The 22,354-nt window shown below is 69.3% G+C and carries 22 protein-coding genes; 13 read left to right on the top strand and 9 right to left on the bottom strand.

The window, feature by feature from the left end; all coding sequences use genetic code 11:
* Nucleotides 1-47: 47 nt before the first annotated feature.
* Nucleotides 48-644: a TetR/AcrR family transcriptional regulator gene (locus ACRWNM_RS07500; protein ID WP_431964871.1), complete on the bottom strand. Its 597-nt coding sequence runs from the start codon at nt 642-644 to the stop codon at nt 48-50.
* A 79-nt stretch (nt 645-723) separates the two neighbouring features.
* Between ACRWNM_RS07500 and ACRWNM_RS07495 the strand changes: the two genes are divergently transcribed.
* The 3 genes from ACRWNM_RS07495 to ACRWNM_RS07485 all read left to right on the top strand — a co-directional run bounded on the left by ACRWNM_RS07495 (nt 724) and on the right by ACRWNM_RS07485 (nt 4,374).
* Nucleotides 724-1,476: an SDR family oxidoreductase gene (locus ACRWNM_RS07495; protein ID WP_431964869.1), complete on the top strand. Its 753-nt coding sequence runs from the start codon at nt 724-726 to the stop codon at nt 1,474-1,476.
* 76 nt (nt 1,477-1,552) lie between these two features.
* The gene (locus ACRWNM_RS07490) at nt 1,553-2,488 is read left to right on the top strand and encodes a 4-(cytidine 5'-diphospho)-2-C-methyl-D-erythritol kinase (protein ID WP_431964867.1); all 936 of its coding nucleotides are present in this window, start codon (nt 1,553-1,555) and stop codon (nt 2,486-2,488) included.
* A 95-nt stretch (nt 2,489-2,583) separates the two neighbouring features.
* Nucleotides 2,584-4,374: an ABC-F family ATP-binding cassette domain-containing protein gene (locus tag ACRWNM_RS07485; protein ID WP_431964865.1), complete on the top strand. Its 1,791-nt coding sequence runs from the start codon at nt 2,584-2,586 to the stop codon at nt 4,372-4,374.
* Between the two features lie 143 nt (nt 4,375-4,517).
* Here ACRWNM_RS07485 and ACRWNM_RS07480 read toward each other — a convergent pair whose 3' ends face one another.
* Both ACRWNM_RS07480 and ACRWNM_RS07475 read right to left on the bottom strand, forming a co-directional pair.
* Complete coding sequence (locus tag ACRWNM_RS07480; protein ID WP_431964863.1) at nt 4,518-5,438, bottom strand: Abi-alpha family protein; 921 nt, start codon at nt 5,436-5,438, stop codon at nt 4,518-4,520.
* Nucleotides 5,429-6,703: a hypothetical protein gene (locus tag ACRWNM_RS07475; RefSeq protein ID WP_431964861.1), complete on the bottom strand. Its 1,275-nt coding sequence runs from the start codon at nt 6,701-6,703 to the stop codon at nt 5,429-5,431. Before ACRWNM_RS07475 ends, ACRWNM_RS07480 begins: the two co-directional genes overlap by 10 nt.
* Before the next feature lie 417 nt (nt 6,704-7,120).
* Here ACRWNM_RS07475 and ACRWNM_RS07470 point away from each other — a divergent pair, with 417 nt between their 5' ends.
* From ACRWNM_RS07470 to ACRWNM_RS07455, 4 genes are all read left to right on the top strand, one after another.
* Nucleotides 7,121-7,996, top strand: coding sequence for an Abi-alpha family protein (locus ACRWNM_RS07470; protein WP_431964859.1), 876 nt, complete (start codon nt 7,121-7,123; stop codon nt 7,994-7,996).
* A gap of 313 nt (nt 7,997-8,309) precedes the next feature.
* Nucleotides 8,310-8,837, top strand: coding sequence for a nuclear transport factor 2 family protein (locus tag ACRWNM_RS07465; protein ID WP_431965383.1), 528 nt, complete (start codon nt 8,310-8,312; stop codon nt 8,835-8,837).
* Entirely contained in the window at nt 8,834-9,793 is a 960-nt protein-coding gene (locus ACRWNM_RS07460) for a sigma-70 family RNA polymerase sigma factor (protein WP_431964857.1), read from the top strand. The genes ACRWNM_RS07465 and ACRWNM_RS07460 overlap by 4 nt, the downstream gene beginning before the upstream one ends.
* Before the next feature lie 122 nt (nt 9,794-9,915).
* Nucleotides 9,916-10,359 carry a YybH family protein gene (locus ACRWNM_RS07455; RefSeq protein WP_431965381.1) on the top strand — a complete coding sequence of 148 codons (444 nt, stop codon included), beginning with the start codon at nt 9,916-9,918 and terminating at the stop codon, nt 10,357-10,359.
* Between the two features lie 64 nt (nt 10,360-10,423).
* On the opposite strand, the gene ACRWNM_RS07450 is transcribed toward ACRWNM_RS07455, so the two are convergent.
* Entirely contained in the window at nt 10,424-12,067 is a 1,644-nt protein-coding gene (locus tag ACRWNM_RS07450) for a peptide chain release factor 3 (protein ID WP_431964855.1), read from the bottom strand.
* Nucleotides 12,068-12,376: 309 nt separating this feature from the next.
* On the opposite strand from ACRWNM_RS07450, the gene ACRWNM_RS07445 reads away from it, so the two are divergent.
* Both ACRWNM_RS07445 and pth read left to right on the top strand, forming a co-directional pair.
* A complete protein-coding gene (locus ACRWNM_RS07445) occupies nt 12,377-12,967 on the top strand; it encodes a 50S ribosomal protein L25/general stress protein Ctc (RefSeq protein ID WP_431964853.1) in 591 nt (196 codons plus the stop codon).
* A 22-nt stretch (nt 12,968-12,989) separates the two neighbouring features.
* A complete protein-coding gene (gene pth / locus ACRWNM_RS07440) occupies nt 12,990-13,571 on the top strand; it encodes an aminoacyl-tRNA hydrolase (RefSeq protein ID WP_431964851.1) in 582 nt (193 codons plus the stop codon).
* 54 nt (nt 13,572-13,625) lie between these two features.
* Here pth and ACRWNM_RS07435 read toward each other — a convergent pair whose 3' ends face one another.
* The 3 genes from ACRWNM_RS07435 to ACRWNM_RS07425 form a co-directional block, all read right to left on the bottom strand.
* On the bottom strand, nt 13,626-14,132 hold the full coding sequence (locus tag ACRWNM_RS07435) for a pyridoxamine 5'-phosphate oxidase family protein (protein ID WP_431964849.1): 507 nt from the start codon (nt 14,130-14,132) through the stop codon (nt 13,626-13,628).
* A 99-nt stretch (nt 14,133-14,231) separates the two neighbouring features.
* A complete protein-coding gene (locus tag ACRWNM_RS07430) occupies nt 14,232-15,878 on the bottom strand; it encodes a fatty acyl-AMP ligase (protein ID WP_431964847.1) in 1,647 nt (548 codons plus the stop codon).
* 135 nt (nt 15,879-16,013) lie between these two features.
* The gene (locus tag ACRWNM_RS07425; RefSeq protein ID WP_431964845.1) at nt 16,014-16,718 is read right to left on the bottom strand and encodes a lysophospholipid acyltransferase family protein; all 705 of its coding nucleotides are present in this window, start codon (nt 16,716-16,718) and stop codon (nt 16,014-16,016) included.
* A 98-nt stretch (nt 16,719-16,816) separates the two neighbouring features.
* On the opposite strand from ACRWNM_RS07425, the gene ACRWNM_RS07420 reads away from it, so the two are divergent.
* The 3 genes from ACRWNM_RS07420 (at nt 16,817) to ACRWNM_RS07410 (ending at nt 18,707) form a co-directional block, all read left to right on the top strand.
* A complete protein-coding gene (locus ACRWNM_RS07420) occupies nt 16,817-17,380 on the top strand; it encodes a TetR/AcrR family transcriptional regulator (RefSeq protein WP_431964843.1) in 564 nt (187 codons plus the stop codon).
* 85 nt (nt 17,381-17,465) lie between these two features.
* Nucleotides 17,466-18,347 carry a hypothetical protein gene (locus ACRWNM_RS07415; protein ID WP_431964841.1) on the top strand — a complete coding sequence of 294 codons (882 nt, stop codon included), beginning with the start codon at nt 17,466-17,468 and terminating at the stop codon, nt 18,345-18,347.
* A gap of 96 nt (nt 18,348-18,443) precedes the next feature.
* On the top strand, nt 18,444-18,707 hold the full coding sequence (locus ACRWNM_RS07410) for a hypothetical protein (protein WP_431964839.1): 264 nt from the start codon (nt 18,444-18,446) through the stop codon (nt 18,705-18,707).
* Here ACRWNM_RS07410 and ACRWNM_RS07405 read toward each other — a convergent pair.
* Nucleotides 18,704-19,621, bottom strand: a complete 918-nt coding sequence (locus ACRWNM_RS07405; protein WP_431964837.1) for a ribonuclease Z — start codon at nt 19,619-19,621, stop codon at nt 18,704-18,706. The two genes, ACRWNM_RS07410 and ACRWNM_RS07405, sit on opposite strands and share 4 nt — an antisense overlap.
* Nucleotides 19,621-20,799 (bottom strand): aminotransferase class V-fold PLP-dependent enzyme, encoded by a 1,179-nt coding sequence (locus ACRWNM_RS07400; protein WP_431964835.1) that lies wholly within the window; start codon nt 20,797-20,799, stop codon nt 19,621-19,623. The genes ACRWNM_RS07405 and ACRWNM_RS07400 overlap by 1 nt, the downstream gene beginning before the upstream one ends.
* Nucleotides 20,800-21,039: 240 nt before the next feature.
* On the opposite strand from ACRWNM_RS07400, the gene egtA reads away from it, so the two are divergent.
* Nucleotides 21,040-22,350 carry an ergothioneine biosynthesis glutamate--cysteine ligase EgtA gene (gene egtA, locus ACRWNM_RS07395; protein ID WP_431964833.1) on the top strand — a complete coding sequence of 437 codons (1,311 nt, stop codon included), beginning with the start codon at nt 21,040-21,042 and terminating at the stop codon, nt 22,348-22,350.
* The last annotated feature ends 4 nt before the right edge of the window (nt 22,351-22,354 follow it).

Below are 22,354 nucleotides of genomic sequence, written 5' to 3'. Positions count from 1 at the left end.
CATACCCCCTGTGGGTATGTGTCCGCAAGTGATTCGGCCCGGCTCGTTCAGTCGGCAGGCCACGCCAGCATCGCCAGCTCGGCCACCCGCTCCAGCTCGTCCCGGCTCGCTCCGTCCCGCGCCGCCTGCGACATCCCTTGCAGGACCGTCGCCACGAAGCGCGCCAGGGTCGCGGCGTCGGTGTCGGCGGGCAGCTCGCCCGTGTCGATGTCGGCCTGAATGCGCGCGGCGAACGTGGCGACGTTGCGATTGCGTAGTCCGCGAAGGAATTCGGCGACCTCCGCGTTCGTGGTGTTGACGGCCGCGCTGATCACCAGGCATCCCGCGGGCCTGCCGGGTGCGGTGTATTCGGCGGCCGCCTCGCGCAGGATCCGGCGGGTCATCGCGGTCGCCGTCGGCTCCTCGGCGATGGCGCGGGCGGTGAAGCCGCCGTAGTTGTCGCCGTAGTTCGCCACGGCCTCGGCGAAGAGCTTCGCTTTGTCGCCGAACGCCGCGTACAGGCTCGGTGGGCCGATGCCGAGTTCCTTGGTCAGGTCTCCGATCGAGGTGGCCTCGTAGCCGCGTTCCCAGAACAGGCGCAGCGCCTTGTCCAGCGCCGCTTCTCGGTCGAAGGAACGAGGTCGGCCCCTGGTCGCTGTGCTCATGACCCCGATTTTATAGCGATCACTAGATAATCTGCTACTGTCCCCTTCTGTAGTGATCGCTAGAGAAAGGAGCCCGGTCATGGGCGCACTGACGGGTAAGACGGCACTGGTGACCGGCGGCAGCCGCGGCATCGGGCGCGCCGTCGCGGAACGACTGGGACGCGACGGCGCGCGAGTCGCCGTGCACTACAACGGAAACGAGCAGGCCGCGAAGGACACCGTCGCCGCGATCGAAGCGGCGGGCGGCGCCGCCTTCGCGCTCCGCGCCGAACTCGGCGTGCCAGGCGACGCGGCCGCGCTGTGGGCGGCCTTCGACGCACACGCCGACGGCCTGGACATCCTGGTGAACAACGCGGGCACCGACGGCATCCGCGAGCCGATCGGCGGCACCGACGAGGCGGCCTTCGACCGGGTCTTCGCGATCAACACCAAGGCGCCGTTCTTCGTGACCAAACTCGGGCTGGACCGGCTCCGCGACGGCGGGCGCGTCGTCAACGTCTCCACCGGACTGACCCACGGGCTCGGCATGCCCGAGCTGATCGCGTACACGATGACGAAGGCGGCTATCGACTCGTTCACCGCGGTGCTTGCCAAAGAGGTCGGGGCCCGCGGCATCACGGTGAACGCGGTCGCCCCCGGCGTGATCGACACCGACATGAACGCGGGGTGGCTGCGCAATCCCGAGGCCGAGGCGGCGGTCGCGGCGTTCTCGCCGCTGCGCCGGGTGGCGCAGCCCGCCGAGGTCGCCGATATCGTCGGCTTCCTCGCTTCCGCGGACGCCCGCTGGGTGACCGGTCAGTGGATCGACGCGACCGGCGGTGCGCTGTTGTGACCAAACGGATCACGGCGGGTGAATGACGGATATCGAGCCCGGCAGTTGTCGGACCCACCCACTAGGCTTGAACACCGTGCTGTCAGTAGTGCCCAGCCCCGTCACCGTGCGCGCGCCGTCGAAGGTGAATCTCCACCTCGGCGTCGGCGACCTGCGCGCGGACGGGTACCACGACCTGACCACGGTGTTCCAGGCGCTCTCGCTCAGCGACGATCTCGAACTCGCGCCCTCGTCGGCGCTGACCGTCCGGGTGACCGGCGAGGGCGCGGCCGAGGTGCCCACCGACCGCAACAATCTGGTGTGGAAGGCCGCTGTGCGCCTCGCGCACCTCGCGGGCAGGGCCCCGCTGGTGGAAATCACCATCAGCAAAGGCATTCCGGTCGCGGGCGGCATGGCGGGCGGCAGCGCCGACGCGGCCGCCGCGCTGGTCGGCCTGAACGAGCTCTGGGACATCGGCCTTTCCCGCGACGAATTGGCCTCGGTCGCCGCCGAACTCGGCAGCGACGTCCCGTTCGCGCTGCACGGCGGTACCGCGCTCGGCACCGGCCGCGGCGAACGCCTGCTTCCCGTCTTGTCCCGCAACACCTTTCACTGGGTGCTCGCGCTGGCCAAGGGCGGGCTGTCGACGCCGTCGGTCTTCGCCGAGCTGGACCGGCTGCGCGAACTGGGCGAACCACCGCGGCTCGGCGAACCCCAGCAGCTGATGCAGGCGCTGGCCTCCGGCGATCCGGACCAGCTCGCTCCGCTGCTCGGCAACGACCTCCAGGCGGCCGCGGTCTCGCTGAAGCCGGAGCTGCGGCGCACGCTGCGCGCCGGCGTCGGCGCGGGCGCGCTCGCGGGCCTGGTCTCCGGCTCCGGGCCCACCTGCGCCTTCCTCTGCGAGAGCGAGGACGCCGCCGTCGCGGTGGCCGCGGAACTCGCGGGCGCGGGCGTCGCCCGCAGCATCCGCACCGCGAGCGGGCCGGTGCCGGGCGCGCGGATCATCGACACGGACACGTCGGCCAAGCGCTGATCCCGCCGCGCATCGACCGCGCGCGGGCGCCCGTGGCCGGGTGAGTAGGCTCGTACGGTCGGCAAATCACCCGGAGAGGCGGGCTAGCAGCGTTCATGTCCAACCTGATCAACCTGGAGCAGGTCTCCAAGAGCTTCGGGATCAAGCCCCTCCTGGACAACGTCTCGCTCGGCGTGCACGCGGGGGAACGCATCGGCGTGGTCGGCCTCAACGGCGGCGGCAAGACCACACTGCTCGAGGTGCTCACCGGCATCGAGGAACCGGACAGCGGCCGGGTGAGCAGGCTAGGCGGGCTGCGGATTGCCGTGGTCACGCAGCGCGGCACGCTGCCCGAGGGCGCCACCGTCGGTGAGGTGGTGCTGGCCGGCCTCGCGGACGATCAGATGACCGACGGCGTCGCCGAACACGAATGGGCCGCGAACCCGCGGATCCGGACCGTCCTCGACGGCATCGGCATCCAGGGCCTCGGCATGGAAACCCCGGTCGCCAACCTGTCCGGCGGTGAGCGCCGCCGCGTCGCGCTGGCCGCCGCGCTGGTGCGCGAGCTCGACCTGCTCGTGCTGGACGAGCCGACCAACCACCTCGATGTCGAGGGCGTGCAGTGGCTGGCCGCGCACCTGCTGAGCCGCCGCTCCGCCCTGGTGGTCGTCACCCACGACCGCTGGTTCCTCGACACCGTCGCCACCAACACCTGGGAGGTCGTCGGCGGCAAGGTCGAAAGCTACGAAGGCGGTTACGGCGACTGGATCTTCGCGCGCGCCGAACGAGCGAGGCAGGCCGACGCGAGCGAGGCGCGGCGGCGCAATCTGGCCCGCAAGGAGCTGGCCTGGCTGCGGCGCGGTCCGCAGGCGCGCACCTCCAAACCGCGCTACCGGGTGGAGGCCGCCGAGGCGCTGATCGCCGACGTGCCGCCGCCGCGCGACAGCGTCTCGCTGGCCGCGTTCGCCCGAAAGCGCCTGGGGCGGGTCGTCATCGAGCTCGAGGACACCACACTCGCCACGCCGGACGGCCGCGAGCTCGTGCGCGACCTGACCTGGCGGCTCGCGCCGGGAGAGCGAGTCGGCCTGGTCGGCGTCAACGGCTCGGGCAAGACCACCCTGCTGCGCGCGCTGGCCGGTGACGCCGCGCCCGCCGCGGGCAAGCGCATCCAGGGCCAGACCGTGCAGATCGGCTGGCTGCGACAGGAACTCGACGATCTGCCGACCGATATGCGCGTGCTCGAGGCGGTGCAGCAGGTCGCGCAGCGAATAATGCTGGGAGACAAGGAGATCTCGGCAGGTCAGCTGGCCGAGCGGCTCGGTTTCACCCCGGCCCGCCAGCGCACGCCGGTCGGCGATCTGTCCGGCGGTGAGCGGCGCAGGCTGCAGCTCACTCGCATCCTGATGGCCGAGCCCAACGTGCTGCTGCTCGACGAGCCGACCAACGACCTGGACATCGACACCCTGCAGCAGCTGGAGGATCTGCTCGACAACTGGGCGGGCACCCTGGTGGTCATCAGCCACGATCGCTACCTGATCGAGCGCATCTGCGACTCCAATTGGGCGCTGTTCGGCGACGGGAAACTCACCAACCTGCCCGGCGGCATCGAGGAATACCTGAACAAGCGGGCCGCGCAGGGCGCACCCGCGCCCGCCCGCGCCTCTGCCGACAAGCCCGCCGCGACGGCCACCGATTCCGCGGCCTACCGGGCGGCCCGCAAGGAACTCACCCGGCTGGAGCGCGCCATCGACAAGCTGTCCGAACGCGAAGAGCGCCTGCACGCCGCCCTCGCCGACGCCGCCACCGAACCGGACAAGCTCGTCACCCTCGGCGCCGAACTCAAACAGGTACTCGCCGAGAAGGAAACCGCCGAAGAACGCTGGCTCGAACTCGCCGACGGCGTCTGAGGACCCGTGGCGGGCCACCCGTTCGCAGCCCGTCGACGTGGTCCCGCATACCGTCCGCACGCTTCACACAAGCCACGCCTGCGTGAAGCGTGCGTGTGGTGTGTGGCAACCCAGCTCGCGCGCGAAGGCACGGCGGGGTCCGCTCAGCTGGACTCGGCGCGGCCTTCGGTCACCACCGGTAGGCACGTCTGCACGAAGTCCGCGCCGAAGGTCGTGAGCACGATGCTGCGGTAGTGCACCTTGGTGCCGAATCCGGAGCGCTTCAACAGCTCTCGCACCGGCGACTGCGCTTCCAGCAGCTGGTAGCGGTTCGGATTGTCGACCGGTTCCTTGGCGAACTCGATCAGCCCGAGTCTGCGCAGGTTGGTGAGGTACTGGGGCACCCGGTTCGGGAAGCGCAGCCCGGCCTGTTCGCCGATCAGCGTGAGCCCGGACAGGTAGCGCTCCGCGCCGAGCGCCCTCGGCCGTCCGACGCGGATGTCGATCGAGGGCTGTGGGCCGTCCACGTGCAGGAAGCGCAGGATGCGCGCCTCGTCGGGTGTCAGCTCCGCGAGCATTCCGGCGAAGGCGGGGTGGATTTCGGACGCCTCGGCGTGTGTGCTCGCCGAGAGGCGCAGCAGCGCGGCGCCCTGTTCGCGCAGGGTGGGCACGGCCGGATCGGTGCGCTCGGGCGTCGCGGCGGGCAGACCGAGCGCCCGGCGCACGGCGTCGCGGACCTCGGCTTCGGCCTCGGCGAGCACTTCGCGCGGCGGCACGCCCGCGATGCTGCCCTTCACCACGGTCCCGGTGACGCCGAGCGCGGTGTCGACGGTCCACGCGGTGACTTCGGAGGCGGCCGTGAAGGCGACCTTGGCCACCCCGCTCGCGGCGCGTACAGTCTCGCGCGGCGACGGCACGCGGCGTTTGGCGGGCGGCTTCGCCGCCGGTTCGATATCGGAGAGCGGCCACCGGGCGAGCTCCGTCGACGGCGCGACGGGTGCGGAATGCTCGGCGGCCTGGATATCGTCGCCGACCGCGTCGGCGTCCGATCCCGCGTTGTTCTCGCCCGAGCCCGTCATAGCCATGTCGTCGCCACTCCCATTCCGAAGATCAGAATGTGAGCGTATCCGGCGAAGAGGCCCAGCGCGCCGCCATGGACGAAAAGCAACCATTCATCCTGTTTGATGGCCGAGCGCAGCATTTCCACGAAGTCGGGCGGCTGTAGGGCGGACATCTGTTTGGCGATGTAATCGTTGATCTGCTTGCCCTGCTGGACATTGAAGTCCGGATCGGCGAACGCGATCGGCGCGATGGACATCGCCTCGGTGGTCAGCGTCGCCTGCAGCGAGTCGTATTCGCGGCTGCCGAGCATGAATTTCACCGCGGGCCGCGCCGGACCGAGCGCGCGGTCGGCGGCCGGGCGGAGGGTGTCCTCCAGCATCTGCATGGTGCGATCCGAGCGCGGACCGTTGAGCAGTTCGTCGCCGATGTTGGCGACCGTCATCACCTGACTCGACACCAGTTCGGCGTAGCCGTCGGTGATCTCGGACTGGCGCTTGATCAGCAGACCCTGCCGCCACGGGCACCACCACTTCGGGTAGGCCGGGGCGAAGATCATGTTGATGCCGATCCAGTTGACCACCCACCCGATGATCACACCGCCGATCGGCAGCACCACCCACGTCGACCATCCGGTGACGTGCAGGATGAGCACGAGCAGCGCACCCATCGGCGCGCCGAAGTAGAAACCGAAGTTCTGCATGAACCGCAGCTCTTTGGCGCCGAGCACCTGGAACAGCGTGTTGAGCAGCTGCGGTCGCGCCTGGAAGTAGCGGATCACCATTTGCTTGACGTCGATCAGCTGATCGATGTTGGCGCCGAGTTCCTCGGTCAGCTCGCGCAGGATCTCGGGCAGCTGCTGGCGCACCCGCGCGTGCACCATCTCGCGCACCTGACCGGGCAGGTTGTACCAGAGCTGCGGGTGCTCACGGCGCAGGATTTCTTCGACGATGTCGGTGATCTGCGCGTCGGCGATGCTGGCCAGATGCTCGGCCAGCTTGTCGGGTTCCAGTTCGCGATAGAAGTCGGAGACGCTACCGAGCTTGGCGAGTCCTTTGTCGACGGCGATGCTGGCCATTTTGTCGGCACGTGAGGGAACGATGCCCTGCCAGCCCATTCTGCCGTCGTAACTGAGCAGCGGCAGCACCTGGATTCGCTTGGGCAGGAAAGGATAGAGCGCCCGCAGGCCGGGCACCCGGACGCCGTGAAAGGCGATGGGCTGGAACAGCATGAGCACGCCGGTCCAGTTGGTGATGTAGCCGATCACTCCTGTGAAAAGCGGAATGGTCAAAAGCTCGAGGAGGATCGTGGGGTGAACTCCGAAAACACTCTCTAACAACGACACCCTCCTGCCGAAAAACCGGTGATCGCCGCCTCACCGGCACCCCAAACTAGCACCCTGTCGGCAGCTGGACCCTATTGTGAGTTGCGGCGCTTCGTCCACAACCCGCAGAGACAGACCAGAGAGTAGTGTCTGAGACATCAGTCACAGTATCTGTCTCGAATGCCGCATTGTCTCGGTCGGGACGAGAGAATGACGTCCGCCACATCCTTATTCGCGAATGAAACATGCTGGGGTGCTGGCGATCGGGTCCGACGGGTGGGTCGGCCGGGACGCGCGAACAGTTGGGGTTCGCTGTGCCTGGAAGACGGTCGGGCAATAATCTGTGGGCGGATTCGTTCACTTGGCGACACTTCGGAGTAGCACGTGGCAGACGACAGGACCGGACAGGACGTGACCCGGGCCGGTTCCCGCGCGGTAGAGCGCAGCTCGGATGTCGAACAACGGCAGATCAGCAACGAGGCGAGGCTGATCCGCGGGGTGTTCCGGGCCGCGGGGCTGGCCGCGGGTACAGCCGTGCGCGGCGGGCAGTGGGCGGTGAACACCTCGTACGAGGTGACCAAGGAGATCGCTCAGGCCGCGCTGGACGGCGAATCCTCGGCGGAGATCGCCGAGCGGACCGGCAACGCGCTGCGCTCGATCGCGCGCAGTGCGCTCGGCGTGACCGAGGGCTCGGTGCGCGAAATCGTCAGTTACGTACCGACTCCCACCGGCGCGGCCCAGCAGGCCATCGCGATGGGCTCGTACCTGCGCTCGGCCACCACCGAGGAGCTGCGCCGACGCGGCGACGCGCTGCTGGCGCGGTCGGCCGACGTCTACTTCACCGAGGACGTGCACCCGGCCTACGACCGCATCCTCGACGAGATCGCCCCCGACGAGGCGCGCATCCTGCGCTTCATGTCGCTGAACGGTCCGCAGCCCGCGGTGGACGTGCGGACCAACCGTCCGCTCGGCATCGGATCCGAACTCGTCCAGGGCGACCTGACCTCGGTGCCGGAGCAGGCGGGCGTGCGGTACCCGGACCGCGCCCGGTCCTACCTGATCAACCTCAACCGGCTCGGCCTCACGCTGACCTCCGAGGATCCGGTGGTCCTCAGCCGCTACATGGTGCTCGAGGTGCAGCCGGTGGTGGAGGCCGCGCTGAAGAAGGCGGGGCGCGCGCCGAAGATCGTGCGCAAGAGTCTGCGGCTGACCGAATTCGGCGAGGATTTCTGCCGCACCTGCTTTACCATCGGTAGTTGATCTTCCCGGGCTCCGGTCCGGCGTTGATAGCAATCTGATACAGATCTCCCAAACCGTGAAGCTCGGCGGCTTCGGATGGGATTGTTGAGGTATGGATCAGGGAAGCGGCGAGCAGGGGCGCGGCGACTCGACCGTGGAAGCGGCCGAGGATACCGCCGAGCGTGCGGAAGAGACCGCCGAACGCGCGGGCTCCGAACCGCGCAACGGCGCTGCGCCGGAGGAAGCTGCTCAGCCGGAGGCCGCTGCCCAGTCGGAGGAAGCCGACATCCGGGATCCCCGAGCTGTCGTCCAGCCGCCCGCCGACCGGCCGGGTATGGACGACGTCGCGGCCATCAGCCGCCTCAAGTTCCGCTACCTGCGCGCACTGGACACCAAGTCCTGGGAAGAATTCGCCGACACTATGATTCCCGAGGCCACCGCGACCTACAGCGAGTACCTGCAGTTCGAATCGCGTGACGCCTTCCTCGCCTTCATGCGCAACACGCTCGGTCCGCACGTCATCACCGAGCACCGCTGCGATCACCCCGAGATCGACGTGGAAGGCGACACGGCAACGGGCACTTGGTATCTTGCCGACACCGTGCTCATCCCGGCGCACAACATGCTGCTGCGCGGCGCGGCCTTCTACACCGACCGCTACGCGCGCTGCGAGGACGGCCAGTGGCGGATCGCACACACCGGATACGAGCGCACCTACGAGGTGGTGCTCTCGCTCAGCGACCTGCCGAGCCTGCGCTTGACCTCCAGCCGCTGGGGTCTGATCGCCAGGGAGGACGGCATCGCGCCGGTCGAGCGCGAACCGGGAGCCGCGCCGGTGCACCAGGAGCCCGAGGCCGAATGACCGTGGAGCCGGCGCGGGTGACCGAACCGGAGTTCGAACGCATGGTCGCCCCGCTGCGCGCGGAACTGCATGTGCACTGCTATCGGATGCTGGGTTCGGTGCACGATGCCGACGACGCGGTGCAGGAATCGCTGGTGCGAGCCTGGCGCAACCTCGACAAACTGACCGATCGCGCCGGACTGCGGCCCTGGCTCTACCGGATCGCGACCAACCGCTGCCTGACCCTGCTCGAGACCCGCCGCCGCCGCGAACTGCCGGTGGACCTGAGCCCCGGCGCGCCGCTGACCGATATTGCCTGGCTGGAGCCCTATCCCGACGCCGAGGTGCGCGGCACGGCTCCGGAGGCCGGATACGAGGCGCGCGAGGCGGTGGAGCTGGCGTTCGTCGCCGCGCTGCAATATCTGCCCGGATTGCAGCGCGCCGCGTTGGTGCTGCGTGACGTGCTCGGTTTCTCGGCCCGCGAGACCGCGGAACTGCTGGAGATCAGCGTGGCCTCGGCCAACAGCGCGTTGCAGCGCGGGCGCGCCGGGGTCGAGTCGCGGCTGCCCGCGCGATCCCAGCGCGCGTCGCGCAGCATGGCCGACGCCGAGATCCGCGATCTGGCGAGGCAGTACGCGGACGCGTGGGAGGCGGGCGACGTGTCGGCGATCGTCGCCTTGCTCAGCGCGGACGCGAAGTACTCGATGCCGCCGCTGCCCGAGTGGTACGCCGGTCGGTCCGCCATCCGCGAGTTCCTGCTCGACGGTCCGCTGCGCTATCGCTGGCGCTTCCTGCTCGCCTCGGCCAACGGTCAGCCCGCCTTCGGCACCTACCTCTGGGACGAGGAGCGCGAAGTCTTCGCCGCGATGGCGTTGGACGTGGTCGCGATGCGCGACGGGCGCATCGCCGAGGTGGTCTCGTTCCTGGATCCCGGACTCTTCCCGGCCTTCGGCCTGCCCGCGGAACTGCCCGCCTGACAGCTACCCGCCCGAAAATATCCGCAGCACCGATGAGTTCGGCGCGCGGCGCGGGTTATACGGCCGACGGGACGGACCCGCACGCCGCCGCGACCGGCGGCCGCACCGAAGGGAATGCCACCATGACCGACGAAGCGCAGATCCGCGAGCTGATCGAACGATGGGCCGCCGCCGTGCGCGCGGCAGATCTCGACGCGGTACTCGCTGACCACGCGGCTGGCATCGTGATGTACGACGTGCCGCCGCCAAACGACGGCGTCCGCGGCATCGACGCCTACCGGGAGACCTGGCCGCCGTTCTTCGCCTGGCTGGCCGCGGGCGCGGTGTTCGAGATCGTCGCGCTCGATGTCACCGCGGGCGAAGACGTCGCGTTCGCGCACGCGCTGCTGCGCTGCGGGACGCCCGAGGAGTTCCTGGCCGATCCGGACAACCGATTGCGGCTGACCATCGGGCTGCGCAAGGACGACGGCCGCTGGGTGGTCGTTCACGAACACCACTCGTTCCCGCTACCGACCGCCGATCCGGCCGCAGCCGAGGCGGAACTCCCTGCGCTACACCAGGATTGATACGACGCCCTGATGAGGAAGCCGGGCCCGGGCGGTTCGACTTCAGGCCGTGACGCCGTCGCCGTCAGTTGTCGGCGGCGGCGACCAGCGGTTCGAGCGTCAGCTTCGGGTGTTCCTTCTCGATGTACTGCAACCGCCACTTGTCGCTGAACAGCGCGAGCAGCGCGCCGTCGCTGCGGGTGAACACCTCGACGCCGCGCTGGCGGCCGAGTTCCTCCGCCGACGCGGCGTCGGTGCGCCTGGCCAGCGAGTAGCCGAGGTGTTCCATGGTGGTCTCGACGTTGAACTCGGCCATCATGCGCGCGGTGACCACCTCGAACTGCATCGGGCCGACGGCCGCGAGCACGGGGGAGGCGTCGCCGCGGACGTCGTTGCGCAGCACCTGCACCACGCCCTCGGAATCGAGCTGGTCGATGGCCTTGCGGAACTGCTTGTACTTGCCCGCGGTCCGCGCGCGCAGCACCGCGAAGTGCTCCGGCGCGAAGGACGGGATCGGCGGGTACTCCACCTTCTTGTCCACGAACAGCGTGTGGCCGGGCGCCAGCGCGGTCGCGTTCACCAGGCCGACCACATCGCCCGGGTAGGCGGTGTCGACGGTGGCGCGTTCCCGGCCGAACACGGTCAGCGCGTACTTGGTCGCGAACGGTCGCCCGGTCTGCGCGTGCGTCACCACCATGCCGCGCTCGAACTCGCCGGACACGATCCGCATGAAGGCCAGCCGGTCGCGATGCGCGGTGTCCATGCCCGCCTGCACCTTGAACACCACCGCGCTGAACGGATCGGTGGTGTTGCGCGGCGTGCCGTCGACGGCCTTGCGCGCGCCGGGCGCGGGAGCCAGCGCCACCAGCGTCTCCAGCAGCTGGCGCACACCGAAGTTCAGCATCGCGGAGGCATAGATGACCGGCGAGGTCTGTCCCGCGAGAAACAGCTCCTGGTCGTGGTCCTGCCCGGTGGCCGAGAGCAGTTCGCTCTCCTCGACGGCGGTGATCCACGCCTCGCCCTCGCGCACCTCGGCGGACTGGGGGGTGATCGATTCCTCCGGCGCGATCGTCGCGCCGCCCGCGGTGCGGGTGAAGTGGATGTATTCGAGCGCCTCGCCGTCCGTGCCTCGGCGCAGCAGACCGCGGAAGTCGCCCGCGATGCCGACCGGAAGGAACAGCGGCGTCGGGGTGAGGCCGATTCGCTCCTCGATCTCGTCGAGCAGCTCCAGCGGCGCGCGGCCAGGGCGGTCCCACTTGTTGATCACGGTGATCACGGGGATGCCGCGGTGGCGGCAGACTTGGAAAAGCTTCAGCGTCTGCGGCTCCAAGCCCTTCGCGGCGTCGATGAGCATCACGGCCGCGTCCACCGCGGTGAGCACCCGGTAGGTGTCCTCGGAGAAATCGGAGTGACCGGGGGTGTCGACCAGGTTGATGACGTTGTCGACCTCGGAGCCCGCGGCGCGGTAGTTGAACTGCAGTGCGGTGGAGCTGACCGAGATGCCGCGGGCCTTCTCCATCTCCATCCAGTCGGAGACTGTCGACTTGCGGCCCGCCTTGCCGTGGATCGCGCCCGCCTCGGAGATCATCCTGGCGTGCAGCGCCAGCGCCTCGGTGAGCGTCGACTTGCCTGCGTCCGGGTGCGAGATCACTGCGAAGGTGCGGCGCCGGGCGACCTCGGCGGGCAGTCCGCGCGGGGTCGGCGCGACGACGTCCTCAGGGGCGGTCAACGTGAGCAACCTTTCACAGGCGAGCGAACGAACAACCTGTCCAGATTACGCGACCGGGGTTGCGCACCGCCGAACCGCGTCTGACCACCCGATTCATATGCCGCGTAAGGGCTGGGGTATGGTGTTCGGGTTGTCTCGGCGAGGGTGTCCGCAGACGTTTTTGCGACACCGTGATCGACGCGGCTCGGCTTCCGGCCGTCCTCGTTCGGTCTTCGCCCCGACGAGTAGACCAGAACCCAGCCCAGGGCGCCACCCTCCCTGGCGGGCACCTTAGACAAGCCCGGAAGAGCCGTAGGAGTAGATCCAGTCATGTCCGACGTCAACCTTCTCGAAGCCGCCGTACGCACCGAGTTCGGCAAGGGAGCCGCGCGTCGCACCCGTCGCGACGGCAACGTCCCCGCCGTGCTGTACGGCCACCAGGCCGACCCGCAGCACCTCGCTCTCAACGCCCAGGCCTTCGCCGCCATCCTGCGCGAGCACGGCACCAACGCGGTGCTGAACCTCGTCATCGACGGCAAGCAGCAGCTGGCGCTGACCAAATCCGTTGTGGTGCACCCGATTCGCCGCTACATCGAGCACGCCGACCTGCTCATCGTGAAGCGTGGCGAGAAGGTCACTGCCGATGTCCCCGTCACCGTCACCGGTGACGCCGCCGGGGGCACCCTGGTCACCCAGGAAGCCACCACCATCTCCATCGAGGCCGAGGCGCTGAACCTCCCCGAGGCCATCGAGGTCTCCGTCGAGGGCGTCGAGGCGGGCACCCAGATCACCGCGGGCGAGCTGCAGCTGCCGTCCGGCGTCGCCCTGGCCGCCGATGCCGAGACCCTGGTCGTCAACGTCATCGCCGCGCCGGCCGCCGAGCCGGAGGCCGCCGAGGCTGAGGCCGAGAGCGCCGAATAAGGACGCCGGAACCGGTTCGTCGATGACCGAATCAACGACCGGGCCCGCGCTCGTCGTCGGACTTGGTAACCCAGGTCCGGAGTACGAGCGCACCCGGCACAATGTCGGTTTTCTGGTCGCCGACGTGCTCGCCGAGCGCGTCGGCGGCCGTTTTGCCGTGCACAAGAAGTCCGGCGCCGACCTGTTGCAGGCCCGCCTCGACGGCCGCCAGGTCCTGATCGCCAAGCCGCGGTCCTACATGAATCTCTCCGGCAGGTCGGTGGCCGCGCTCGCCAGGTTCTTCTCCGTGCCGCCCACCGAGGTGATCGTCGTGCACGACGAACTCGATCTGCCCTTCGGCGCGGTCAAGCTCAAGCGCGGCGGCGGGGAAGGCGGCCACAACGGGCTCCGGTCCATCTCCAGCGCGCTGACCACCAAGGAGTACGTGCGCACTCGGATCGGCATCGGTCGTCCGCCCGGCAGGCAGGACCCGGCCGATTTCGTGCTCAAGCCGTTCTCGACGCCGGAGCGCAAGGAAGTTCCGGTGATCGTCGAGCAGGCCGCCGACGCCGTGGAACTGCTGCTGCGCGTCGGGCTGGAAACCGCGCAGAATCAACTGCACTGACCGATCGAACGCACCGAGCCGTCGACGGCACTGGACGCGGGCGAGAATCGGTGCTCAGGCCGGGAACCGGTAGCGGGTCTGGCTGAACGACTCGCCCTTCCCGAACGCCAGGACCTTGTCCGGGGCGACTCCGAAGACCAGCGCGGTAGTGCCCTCGCCGTTGTCGAAACCACCGTCGCGGACGCCGAAATCCCAGTCCAGTCGCTCCTTCCAGAGCTGTGCGAGCCGCAGCAGCGTCGACTCGTCGGTGACCCGCGCCGCCCTGCCCTCCAGCACCACGTCCAGGCCGCTGTCCGCGTCGTCGGTGCCGGTGGTCAGCGTGCAGCGCGGTTCGGCCGCAAGGTTTTTCGCTTTCTGCTCCGTCGCGCCCGTGCAGAAGTACAGGCCACCGTCGTGCCACACCGCATGCAGCGGGGTGACGTGCGGCGCGCCGGTGCGGCGCACGGTGGCGATCCAGAACATCCGCGCGGCGGCCAGCACGCCGTCCACCTCCGCCCACGGCCGGGGCGTGGCCTCCGGGCTGCTGAAGCGCTGATCGAGTTCGATGGTGGGCTCGGACACGATGTCTCCTCGGGGTCGGGGGTCGTCCGGTGCGCGGGTGGCTACCCCGCGCGCTCACCTGTCTGGACGACGCGACCCCGCGGAATTCATCGGTGCGCGTCAGTGCAGGTGGACGGCGGTGGCGGAGCGGCGCAGCTTGCCCGACGAGGTCTTCGGCAGTGCGCCGGGGCCGAGCACGGCCACCGTGCGGGGACGGACGCCGACCTCGGAGAAGACGGCGTGCACGATCTCGCGCTCGATGCGCTTGACCTCGTCGTGGTTCTGATGGTCGTTCGATTCCACCACCACGGCGAAGCTTTCGCGCTTCTGTCCCGCGTCCAGCCGGACCGCGACCGCGTTGCCGGGCCGCACGCCGGACACGCGCATGGCGGCCCGCTCGATATCGGTCGGGAAGATGTTGCGCCCGCCCATGATGATCACGTCCTTGATGCGGCCGCAGACCACCACCAGGCCCTCGTCGGTGAAGTAGCCGATGTCGCCGGTGTCGAGCCAGCCGTCCTCGTCCTGGGCCGGGCGGAATCCGTCGACCGTCACATAGCCGGAAGTCACTGCGGGCCCGCGCAATTCGATGACGCCGACGGAACGGGTCGGCAGTGGTTGGCGTTCGGAGTCGACGACGCGGCCCTCCAACTGGTCGACCAGGTAGCCGAGCGTCGGCAGGCGGCGCACGTTGGCGTGGCCGATGTGCTGATCCGGCACCGGCACCGCCTTGCCGAGCGCCTCCAGCAGATCGGCGTCGATGATGTCGAGCACCTGTCCGTGGCCCGCGTCGGGGACGGACACGGCCAGCGTCGTCTCGGCCATCCCGTACACCGGGGTGAGCGCCATCGGATTGAGCCCGAAGCGTTTTCCGGCCTCGGCGAGTGCCTCCATGGTGTCGGGGTCCACCGGTTCGGCGCCGTTCCACATGTAGCGGACGCTGCTCAGGTCGAGCGTGCCGTCCTCGGCCTGCTTCAGCCTGCGGGCCAGCAGGGAGTAGGCGAAATTCGGGGCCGCCGTGACGGTTCCGCGGTACTTGTCGATCAGCTGGGCCCACAGCACCGGCCGTGTCAGGAAGTCCAGTGGCGTCACGCACACCACCGTGGCGCCGAATTGCATCGGGACGCTGAGGAATCCGACCATGCCCATGTCGTGGAAGAGCGGGAGCCAGCTGATCATCACGTCGTGGTCGAGCTGGAATTTCACCCGGTCGAACATCGCGTAGGCGTTGACGTAGAAGTTGCCGTGCGTGATCTGCACCGCCTTCGGCGATCCGGTGGAGCCGGAGGTCAATTGCAGCAGGGCGACATCGGATTCGGTGGTCGGCACGGGATCGGTGTCGGGGCCCTCCGCCAGCTGGTCGATCCGCACCACGGTGATGCCGCGTTCGCGCAGCAGCGGTTCCGCCGCCTCGAACGGCGCGCCGAGGACCACCGCGTGCGCCTCGATCATGCCGAGCACGGTTTCGGTGTCGCGGGCCCACACCGCAAGGTCGGTGCGCGGGGTCGGTTGGTGCAGCATCGTGATGGACGCGCCGCGCATCCAGATCGCTTGGCAGGCGGGCGCGATGTCGACCGGCATGCCGGCGAGCACGCCGACCGCGTGGCCGTGGTCGATCCCCGCGGCCGCGAGTCCGCCCGCCATGCGGCGCGCCGTCCGGTGGATCTCGCCCCAGGACTGTCGCAGCGGCGCGTCCGGCTCCCCGGTCACCAGCCCACGGCTGGTCGACCGCGCCGTCGCGTACATCTCGTCGGTGAACCTGCTCACTGTCGGACTCCTCGTCACACGATGGACCGAGCACCCGGCCTCTTCCCACTATCCCGCGGGAAAGCCGCGACGTTAACCCCTCACCGCATCCGATATGTGCGCGGTTCCTGCGCGGGCTGTAGCTGCGGTTCTCCCTCAGTTGTGCCCATACGGGCGACGCCTATGCCTCTGCGTGCTCGTGCCGCGGGACGAGAAGGTGGCGGCGTAGGTGTCTACGTATTGGCGGCCCGATCGCCGTGCCAGCTCGCGCATCAGCGCGTCGGTTTTGGTCCGCGCGTCCGTGCGCGCCCCGGCGGGCGGGTAATGGCGTGGCGCGCCGAAGTGAATGCGCACCTTGGCGAATCGCCACATGCGGCTGCCGGGCGGATTGACCCGGTCGGTGCCGGACAGCACGACCGGCACCACCGGTGCGCCGGTCGCGATGGCCACCCGCAGCGCCCCGGTCCGGCCGCGGTAGACGCGTCCGTCCGGTGAGCGGGTGCCCTCCGGATGAATGGCCCAGATGCCGTCCTCTTCCAGGATCCTGGTCGCGGCCGCGAGCGCGTCCGCCGCGGCGGTGCCGCCGGTCCGGTCGACGGGCACCTGGCCGGAGACGGTGTAGAACCAGCGATTGAACCGGCCCTTCCACCCCGTGCCCGTGAAGTACTCCTGCTTGGCCAGGAAGGTGACCCGGCGGGGCAGCACCAGCGCCAGGTACAGCGAGTCGATCACCGCCAGATGGTTGGCGGCGATGATCACCGGCCCGCTACGCGGCACGTGCTCGAGGCCGACCACCTCCGGCCGGCCGAGGATCCGCAGCAGCGGACCGAGCAGGACGTGCTTGAACAGGTGATACCACACGGGAACCTCTCCATCGGCGAAAACGTAGACAATGTCTACACGGCGCGCGTAGACATTGTCTACCCCACTGGGCGCGGGCGCCTCACCGAAGGGGCACAATGTTTCGCGTGGCAGGGAACGAACCGCTGAGCGAACGACTGATCGCCGTCGGCGTCGATCTGCTGGAACAGGAAGGTGCGGACCGGCTCGGGCTGCGCGCCATCACCCGCGCGGCGGGCGTCTCGCACGGCGCGCCCCGCCGCCACTTCCCGACCCACAAGGCGCTGCTGGCGGCCATCGCGGCGCGGGGCTTCGCCGACCTCGCCGAGCGCTTCACCACGTCCGACGCCGTGGACGCTCCGGCGCGAGAGCGGTTGCGCCGCATGGCCGTCGACTACGTCGGCTTCGCGGCCGCCCGCCCGCAGATGTTCACCCTCATGTTCCGGCACGACCTCCTCGAAGGTTCCGGCGCGAACCTGCGCGCCACCACCCTCCCGCTCTTCGACCGCTTCGCCGATCTCGTCCGCCGGACCTGCCCCGCCACCCCCGACCGCGCCCTCCTCCTCTGGACCGCACTACACGGCCTGGCCACCCTCCGCGCGAACCGCAGCCTCACCCTCGTCGCGCCCAGCGCAGACGACTCGACACTGGTCGACGAAATCCTCGAATTACACCTCAGCTGAACAACTTTCCGCTGGTACGGCGCGTCGCGGAGCGGCACGCCGACGGCGATCGGTTCCGTCGGTGCGCGCCGGTACTGTGCCGCGCATGCCATCGCACCAGCATGAGCTGATCATCGACATGTTCCGGAGCCGACCGGACTTGATCCCGCCGTTGCTGGCAGCGCTCGGCTGGCAGCTGCCCGAGTTCGACAAAATCGAGAACCTGTCCGGTGACCTGCCGATTCTGGCGCCGACCGAGTACCACGCGGATTCGGTGGCGGTGCTGCATGCCGCGGCAGGGCCGGTGCTGGCGGTGGTGGTCGAGGTCCAGCTACGTCCTGATCCGGACAAGCGGTGGTCGTGGCCGGTTTACGTCGCCGCACTGCGAGCGCGGTGGAAGTGCCCGACGGTGCTGCTGGTGCTGTGCCCTGACAAGCGGACCGCGCGTTGGGCGGCGAAGCCGATCGATTTCGGGTATGGCCACCCGTATGCCCGGCTGGTGCCGCTGGTACTCGATCCGTCCGCCGTCCCGGTGGTCACCGACCTGGAAACCGCCAATACGCTGCCGGAACTCGCGGTGCTGTCGGCTGCGTCGCACCACACGCACCCGGACAACGCGAAGGTGTTCGCGGCCGCCGTGGCGGCACTCGCGACTTTCGAGGCAGACCGGTCCAAGCTGTACTATGACTTCATCCTCGAGAGGCTGCCCAGAGCCGCCCGATCCGTTTGGGAGACGCTGATGACCTCCACGCTCCGCAATTACGAATATCAGAGTGACTTCGCCCGCCGGTATTTCGCGGATGGGCAGCAGAAGGGGGAAGCGGAGGGCGAAGTCCGTGCCCTGCTCACGGTGCTGGAGGCGCGTGGCATTCCGGTATCCGACGAGGCCCGCGATCGCATCACGGCGTGTACCGACATCGAGCGGCTGACCCAGTGGGTGCGCAGTGCGGTAACGGTTGCGACGGCTGAGGAGCTGTTCGCGGAGTAGCGCCGAGCCATTGGAGCGGGCGCCGGTGCACTTTGGCTCCGCTGGTTTACAAGGTCATTGCTCTTCCATGTGTGACGACGGTGTGGGGAGACGCTGATGATGCGTATCGGCGGGCGCCCATACGTATATGAGAGCGAGTTCGCTCGGCGATACTTCGCCGACGGCGAGAAGGCGGGCATACGACAGGGCAAGCGGGATGCGATCAGAGACTCGGTGTTCGTCGTGCTGAACGTGCGGGCGATCCCGGTGCCGGACGATGTCCGCGATCGCATCTCGGCTTGTGCCGAGACCGAACAGCTGTCGGCATGGCTGCGGCGCGCGGCGGTGGTCGAGGACGCGGACGATCTGTTCCGCGATTAGCGGCGCGGGGGGAACGGGATTCGCGTCAGGTCTTCGGCGATGACCAGGTCGCCGGTGAAGTACTTCTCCGCTTCGGCGCGGTGGCCGTCGAGGGTGCGGTAGCGCTGGGAGAAGTGGGTGAGGACGAGGGTGTGGGCGCCTGCTTCGGCGGCGACGCGCGCCGCTTGGCCTGCGGTGAGGTGGCCGTATTCCTCGGCGAGGTGGGCGTCGGCGTCGAGGAAGGTCGCTTCGATGACCAGAACGTCTACGCCGGAAGACAATTCGTACACGCCTTGGCACAGGCGGGTGTCCATGACGAAGGCGAAACTCTGCCCCGGTCTCGGCTCGCTGACCTCGGCCAGAGTGACGGCGCCGCCGTCGATTTCGAGAACGCCTTCGCGTTGCAGGCGGCCGATGTCGGGTCCGCGAACACCGCGGGCGCGCAGCAGGTCCGGCAGCATCCGATGCCCGGCGGGCTCGGTCAGTCGATAGCCGAACGCCTCGACCGGATGCGACAGCGGCACTGCCTCGATACCGAAAGGCGCGTCCGGCGCGGGCAACGCACCGGGCCCGGCGATCGGCCGCGCCCGCAGCTCGACCGTCCGGTAGAACGCCGTGGCATTGCACAGCCGCTCGAAATACGCCTCGCCGGAAGCCGGGTAGTACACGTCCACCGGATGGGCGACCCGATCCAAGTTGATCCGCTGCACGATGCCGGGCAATCCGAGGCAGTGGTCACCGTGGAAGTGCGTCACCGCGATCCGCGTGATGTCGCCCGCCGCCAGCCCCGCGAACGCCATCTGACGCTGGGTGCCCTCGCCGGGATCGAACAGCACACCCTCGGCGCCCCAACGCAGCAGATAGCCGTTGTGGTTGCGCTGCTTGGTCGGCACCTGGCTTGCGGTGCCGAGCACGACGAGTTCGCGCTGCGACATCAGAGCGCGGCGACGGCGGCCACGAATCGGTCCAGTTCCTCGAAGGAGACGAAGCAGTGCGGGGACGCGCGGACCACCGAGTCCAGACCCCGCGCCGTCATGTCCAGCAGTGTGGAACTGGCGAAACTGACCGTGACCGTGATGTTCTGGGCGGCGAGCCGGTCGCGCACCTCGGTGGCGGCGCGCCCGTCCACCGTGAACGAGACGATGCCGCTGTGCCGGACGCCGTTGTCGCGCACGGTGACTCCGCCGATCTCGGGCAGCGCCTTGCGCAGGTACTCCGCCCGCGCGCCGATCGCGGCGTAGACGTCCTCCGGCCCGAGGTCGAGCAGGTATCGAACGGCCGCGCCGAGCCCGAGCCGGGCCGCCACATCGCATTCCCAGAATTCGAAGCGACTGGCGTCCGGCGCGAGCCGGTACTCGTCGAGACCGGTCCACTCCGCGCTGTGCAAGTCGAGCCGCTGCGGCTCCATCGAAGCGGCCAATTCCGGTCGCACATAGAGGAATCCGGTGCCGCGCGGCCCGCGGAGCCACTTGCGCCCGGTGACCGAGAGCGCGTCGACGCCGAGTTCGACCACGTCGATCGGGATCTGTCCCGCCGACTGGCAGGCGTCGAGCAGCACGAGCGCGCCCACCGAGTGGGCGATTCTGGTCGCCTCGGCGGCCGGGTTCACCAGTCCGCCGTTGGTCGGCGCGTGCAGCAGCGACACCAGTCTGACGCGTTCGTCGACCAGCTCGGCCATGGCGTCCAGGTCGAGCTGCCCACTGCCGTCGTCCGGGATCCGCTCGACCGTCGCGCCGGTCGCGCGGGCCCGCTGAATGGCCGCGATGGCGTTGCTGGCGTAGTCCGATCCGGAGATCAGCACGCGGTCACCGGGCCCGAGCGGGACGGAGTAGAAGAAGTCGGCCCAGGACCGCGTCGCGCTGTCACTGAGGGCGATGGCGCCGGGATCGGCGTTGATCAGTCCGCCGATCGCGGTCTTGACCGCGGCGAGGTCGTCGAGGCGTTCGTTGGCGGCGCGGTAGCCACCGATCTCGGCCTCCCTGCGCAGGTGGTCGACGACGGTGTCCAGGACGATCCTGGGCGGGAGCGAGGAGCCCGCGCTGTCGAGGAAAACCAGCCCGGAATCGGACCGGCAGCCCGGCGTGTCCTCGCGTACCCGTGTCTCGTCCAGCATGTCGACGACCTTATCGGTACGGAAGTCCCGGCGCAGGCGCTCGCGCAGTGCCCCAGGTAGGACCATCTGTTCGGTTGCTGGACGGATTTTTGTCGGTATCCGTGGCTACCCTGGTTGGAACGGAACCACGATGAGAGCGCGTTCGGATGAGTGTTCGAGCGCGGACGACAGCGACACGAACCACGATCATGGCGCTCGGACGGATGTCCGGCCCGCGCACGAACTCAGGTGGAGGTTGGCATGGCGGCCATGCTCGAACATCCGGAATCAGCCAGGCAAGCCATCGAGCCCGGCGATCTGTCCACGCGTGCGGCCGCCGAGGCCTATGTGGGCGGCGTCTGCTTCAAGTTGGGGCCACCGACGCTGATCGGCGCCGAGCTCGAATGGCTCACCGTGCAGGGTGAGTGTTCGGCGTCCGGGCCCGCGGCAGGGCCACGCCCGCAGCTGTCTGCCTTCGCAGCCGCCCTCGGACCGTACGCTCCGCGGTCCATCACCCCCGATTCGCCCGCGCTACCGCTGCCGGGGGGAAGCCGGGTCACTCTCGAACCCGGCGGTCAGATCGAACTCTCCAGCGCACCGTATGCCGCCGCCGCCGAACTGTGCGAGCGCCTTGTCGACGATGCCCGCTACCTGCGCGAGTTGCTCGAAACCCAGTGCATCCGAATCCTTTCGCTCGCCGCCGACGCGGACCGCCGCCCGAAGCGGGTGTTGCAATTGCCCCGCTACCGCGCCATGGAGCAGTCATTCGGCGGCATCGGCCCCTTCGGCAAGCTGATGATGTGCAACACCGCGGCCGCCCAGGTCAGCGTCGACGCGGGCGCCGACCGCGCCGAGGTCACCGCCCGGTGGACCGCGCTGTATGCCATGGGCCCGGCCCTTGTCGCCGCCTTCGCCTGTTCCCCTTCGCTCCACGGCGCACCCGACGGTGCCTGGGCCTCGCAGCGGATGCGCGCCTGGCTCCGCCTCGACAACGCCAGGACCCGCCCGCCGGTGCAGGAGTGGTCCGACCCCGTGGCCGCCTACGGCCGCTGGGCGCTCGACGTGCCGCTGTTGTGCGTGCGCAGACCCGACGCGGCCGCGAACGGCGACGGTCTCGGATGGGCGGCCCCACCGGGCGCGACCTTCGGCGACTGGCTGTCCGGCGCGCTGGACGACGAGATCGGCCGCCGCCCCGACATCGCCGACCTCGACTACCACCTGACCACCTTGTTCCCGCCGGTCCGCGCCTCGGGGCACCTGGAGGTCCGCTACCTGGACGCGCAGCCGGGCGACACCTGGACGGTGCCGGTTCACGCCATCGACGCGCTGCTGTCCGCACCCGCGGTGGTCGCCGAGGCGACGGCGCTGGCCGCGCCCGTTGCGGGCCGGTGGTTGCAGGCGGCCCGCTACGGTCTGGCCGACGCCGAGATCGGGAAGGTGGCCGTCGACCTGCTCGCCCTCGCCGCCGCGCACGCCCGCACGCGGTCGGCGGCTCGTGAACTCGACGACGCCTCGCAACGATGTCGTCGCGGCCGCACTCCGACCGATGCTCGGGTGGAGGCCGCGTCGTGAATCA

Origin of the sequence: Nocardia sp. bgisy134 (assembly GCF_965341865.1) — a bacterium.
In the GTDB taxonomy this organism is placed as follows: domain Bacteria; phylum Actinomycetota; class Actinomycetes; order Mycobacteriales; family Mycobacteriaceae; genus Nocardia.
The sequence above is the reverse complement of the archived record's forward strand: the minus strand, read 5'-3'. Positions and strand labels throughout refer to the sequence as shown.

Bases quoted from the DNA above. Each gene is read 5' to 3' on its own strand.
- ACRWNM_RS07405 (WP_431964837.1), bottom strand. From the start codon at position 19,621: ATGTCGCAGCGCGAACTCGTCGTGCTCGGCACCGCAAGCCAGGTGCCG.
- ACRWNM_RS07485 (WP_431964865.1), top strand. From the start codon at position 2,584: ATGTCCAACCTGATCAACCTGGAGCAGGTCTCCAAGAGCTTCGGGATC.
- ACRWNM_RS07415 (WP_431964841.1), top strand. From the start codon at position 17,466: ATGCCATCGCACCAGCATGAGCTGATCATCGACATGTTCCGGAGCCGA.
- pth (WP_431964851.1), top strand. From the start codon at position 12,990: ATGACCGAATCAACGACCGGGCCCGCGCTCGTCGTCGGACTTGGTAAC.
- ACRWNM_RS07465 (WP_431965383.1), top strand. From the start codon at position 8,310: ATGGACGACGTCGCGGCCATCAGCCGCCTCAAGTTCCGCTACCTGCGC.
- ACRWNM_RS07500 (WP_431964871.1), bottom strand. From the start codon at position 644: ATGAGCACAGCGACCAGGGGCCGACCTCGTTCCTTCGACCGAGAAGCG.
- ACRWNM_RS07420 (WP_431964843.1), top strand. From the start codon at position 16,817: ATGTTTCGCGTGGCAGGGAACGAACCGCTGAGCGAACGACTGATCGCC.
- ACRWNM_RS07410 (WP_431964839.1), top strand. From the start codon at position 18,444: ATGATGCGTATCGGCGGGCGCCCATACGTATATGAGAGCGAGTTCGCT.
- egtA (WP_431964833.1), top strand. From the start codon at position 21,040: ATGGCGGCCATGCTCGAACATCCGGAATCAGCCAGGCAAGCCATCGAG.
- ACRWNM_RS07495 (WP_431964869.1), top strand. From the start codon at position 724: ATGGGCGCACTGACGGGTAAGACGGCACTGGTGACCGGCGGCAGCCGC.
- ACRWNM_RS07455 (WP_431965381.1), top strand. From the start codon at position 9,916: ATGACCGACGAAGCGCAGATCCGCGAGCTGATCGAACGATGGGCCGCC.
- ACRWNM_RS07445 (WP_431964853.1), top strand. From the start codon at position 12,377: ATGTCCGACGTCAACCTTCTCGAAGCCGCCGTACGCACCGAGTTCGGC.
- ACRWNM_RS07400 (WP_431964835.1), bottom strand. From the start codon at position 20,799: ATGCTGGACGAGACACGGGTACGCGAGGACACGCCGGGCTGCCGGTCC.
- ACRWNM_RS07460 (WP_431964857.1), top strand. From the start codon at position 8,834: ATGACCGTGGAGCCGGCGCGGGTGACCGAACCGGAGTTCGAACGCATG.
- ACRWNM_RS07480 (WP_431964863.1), bottom strand. From the start codon at position 5,438: ATGGCTATGACGGGCTCGGGCGAGAACAACGCGGGATCGGACGCCGAC.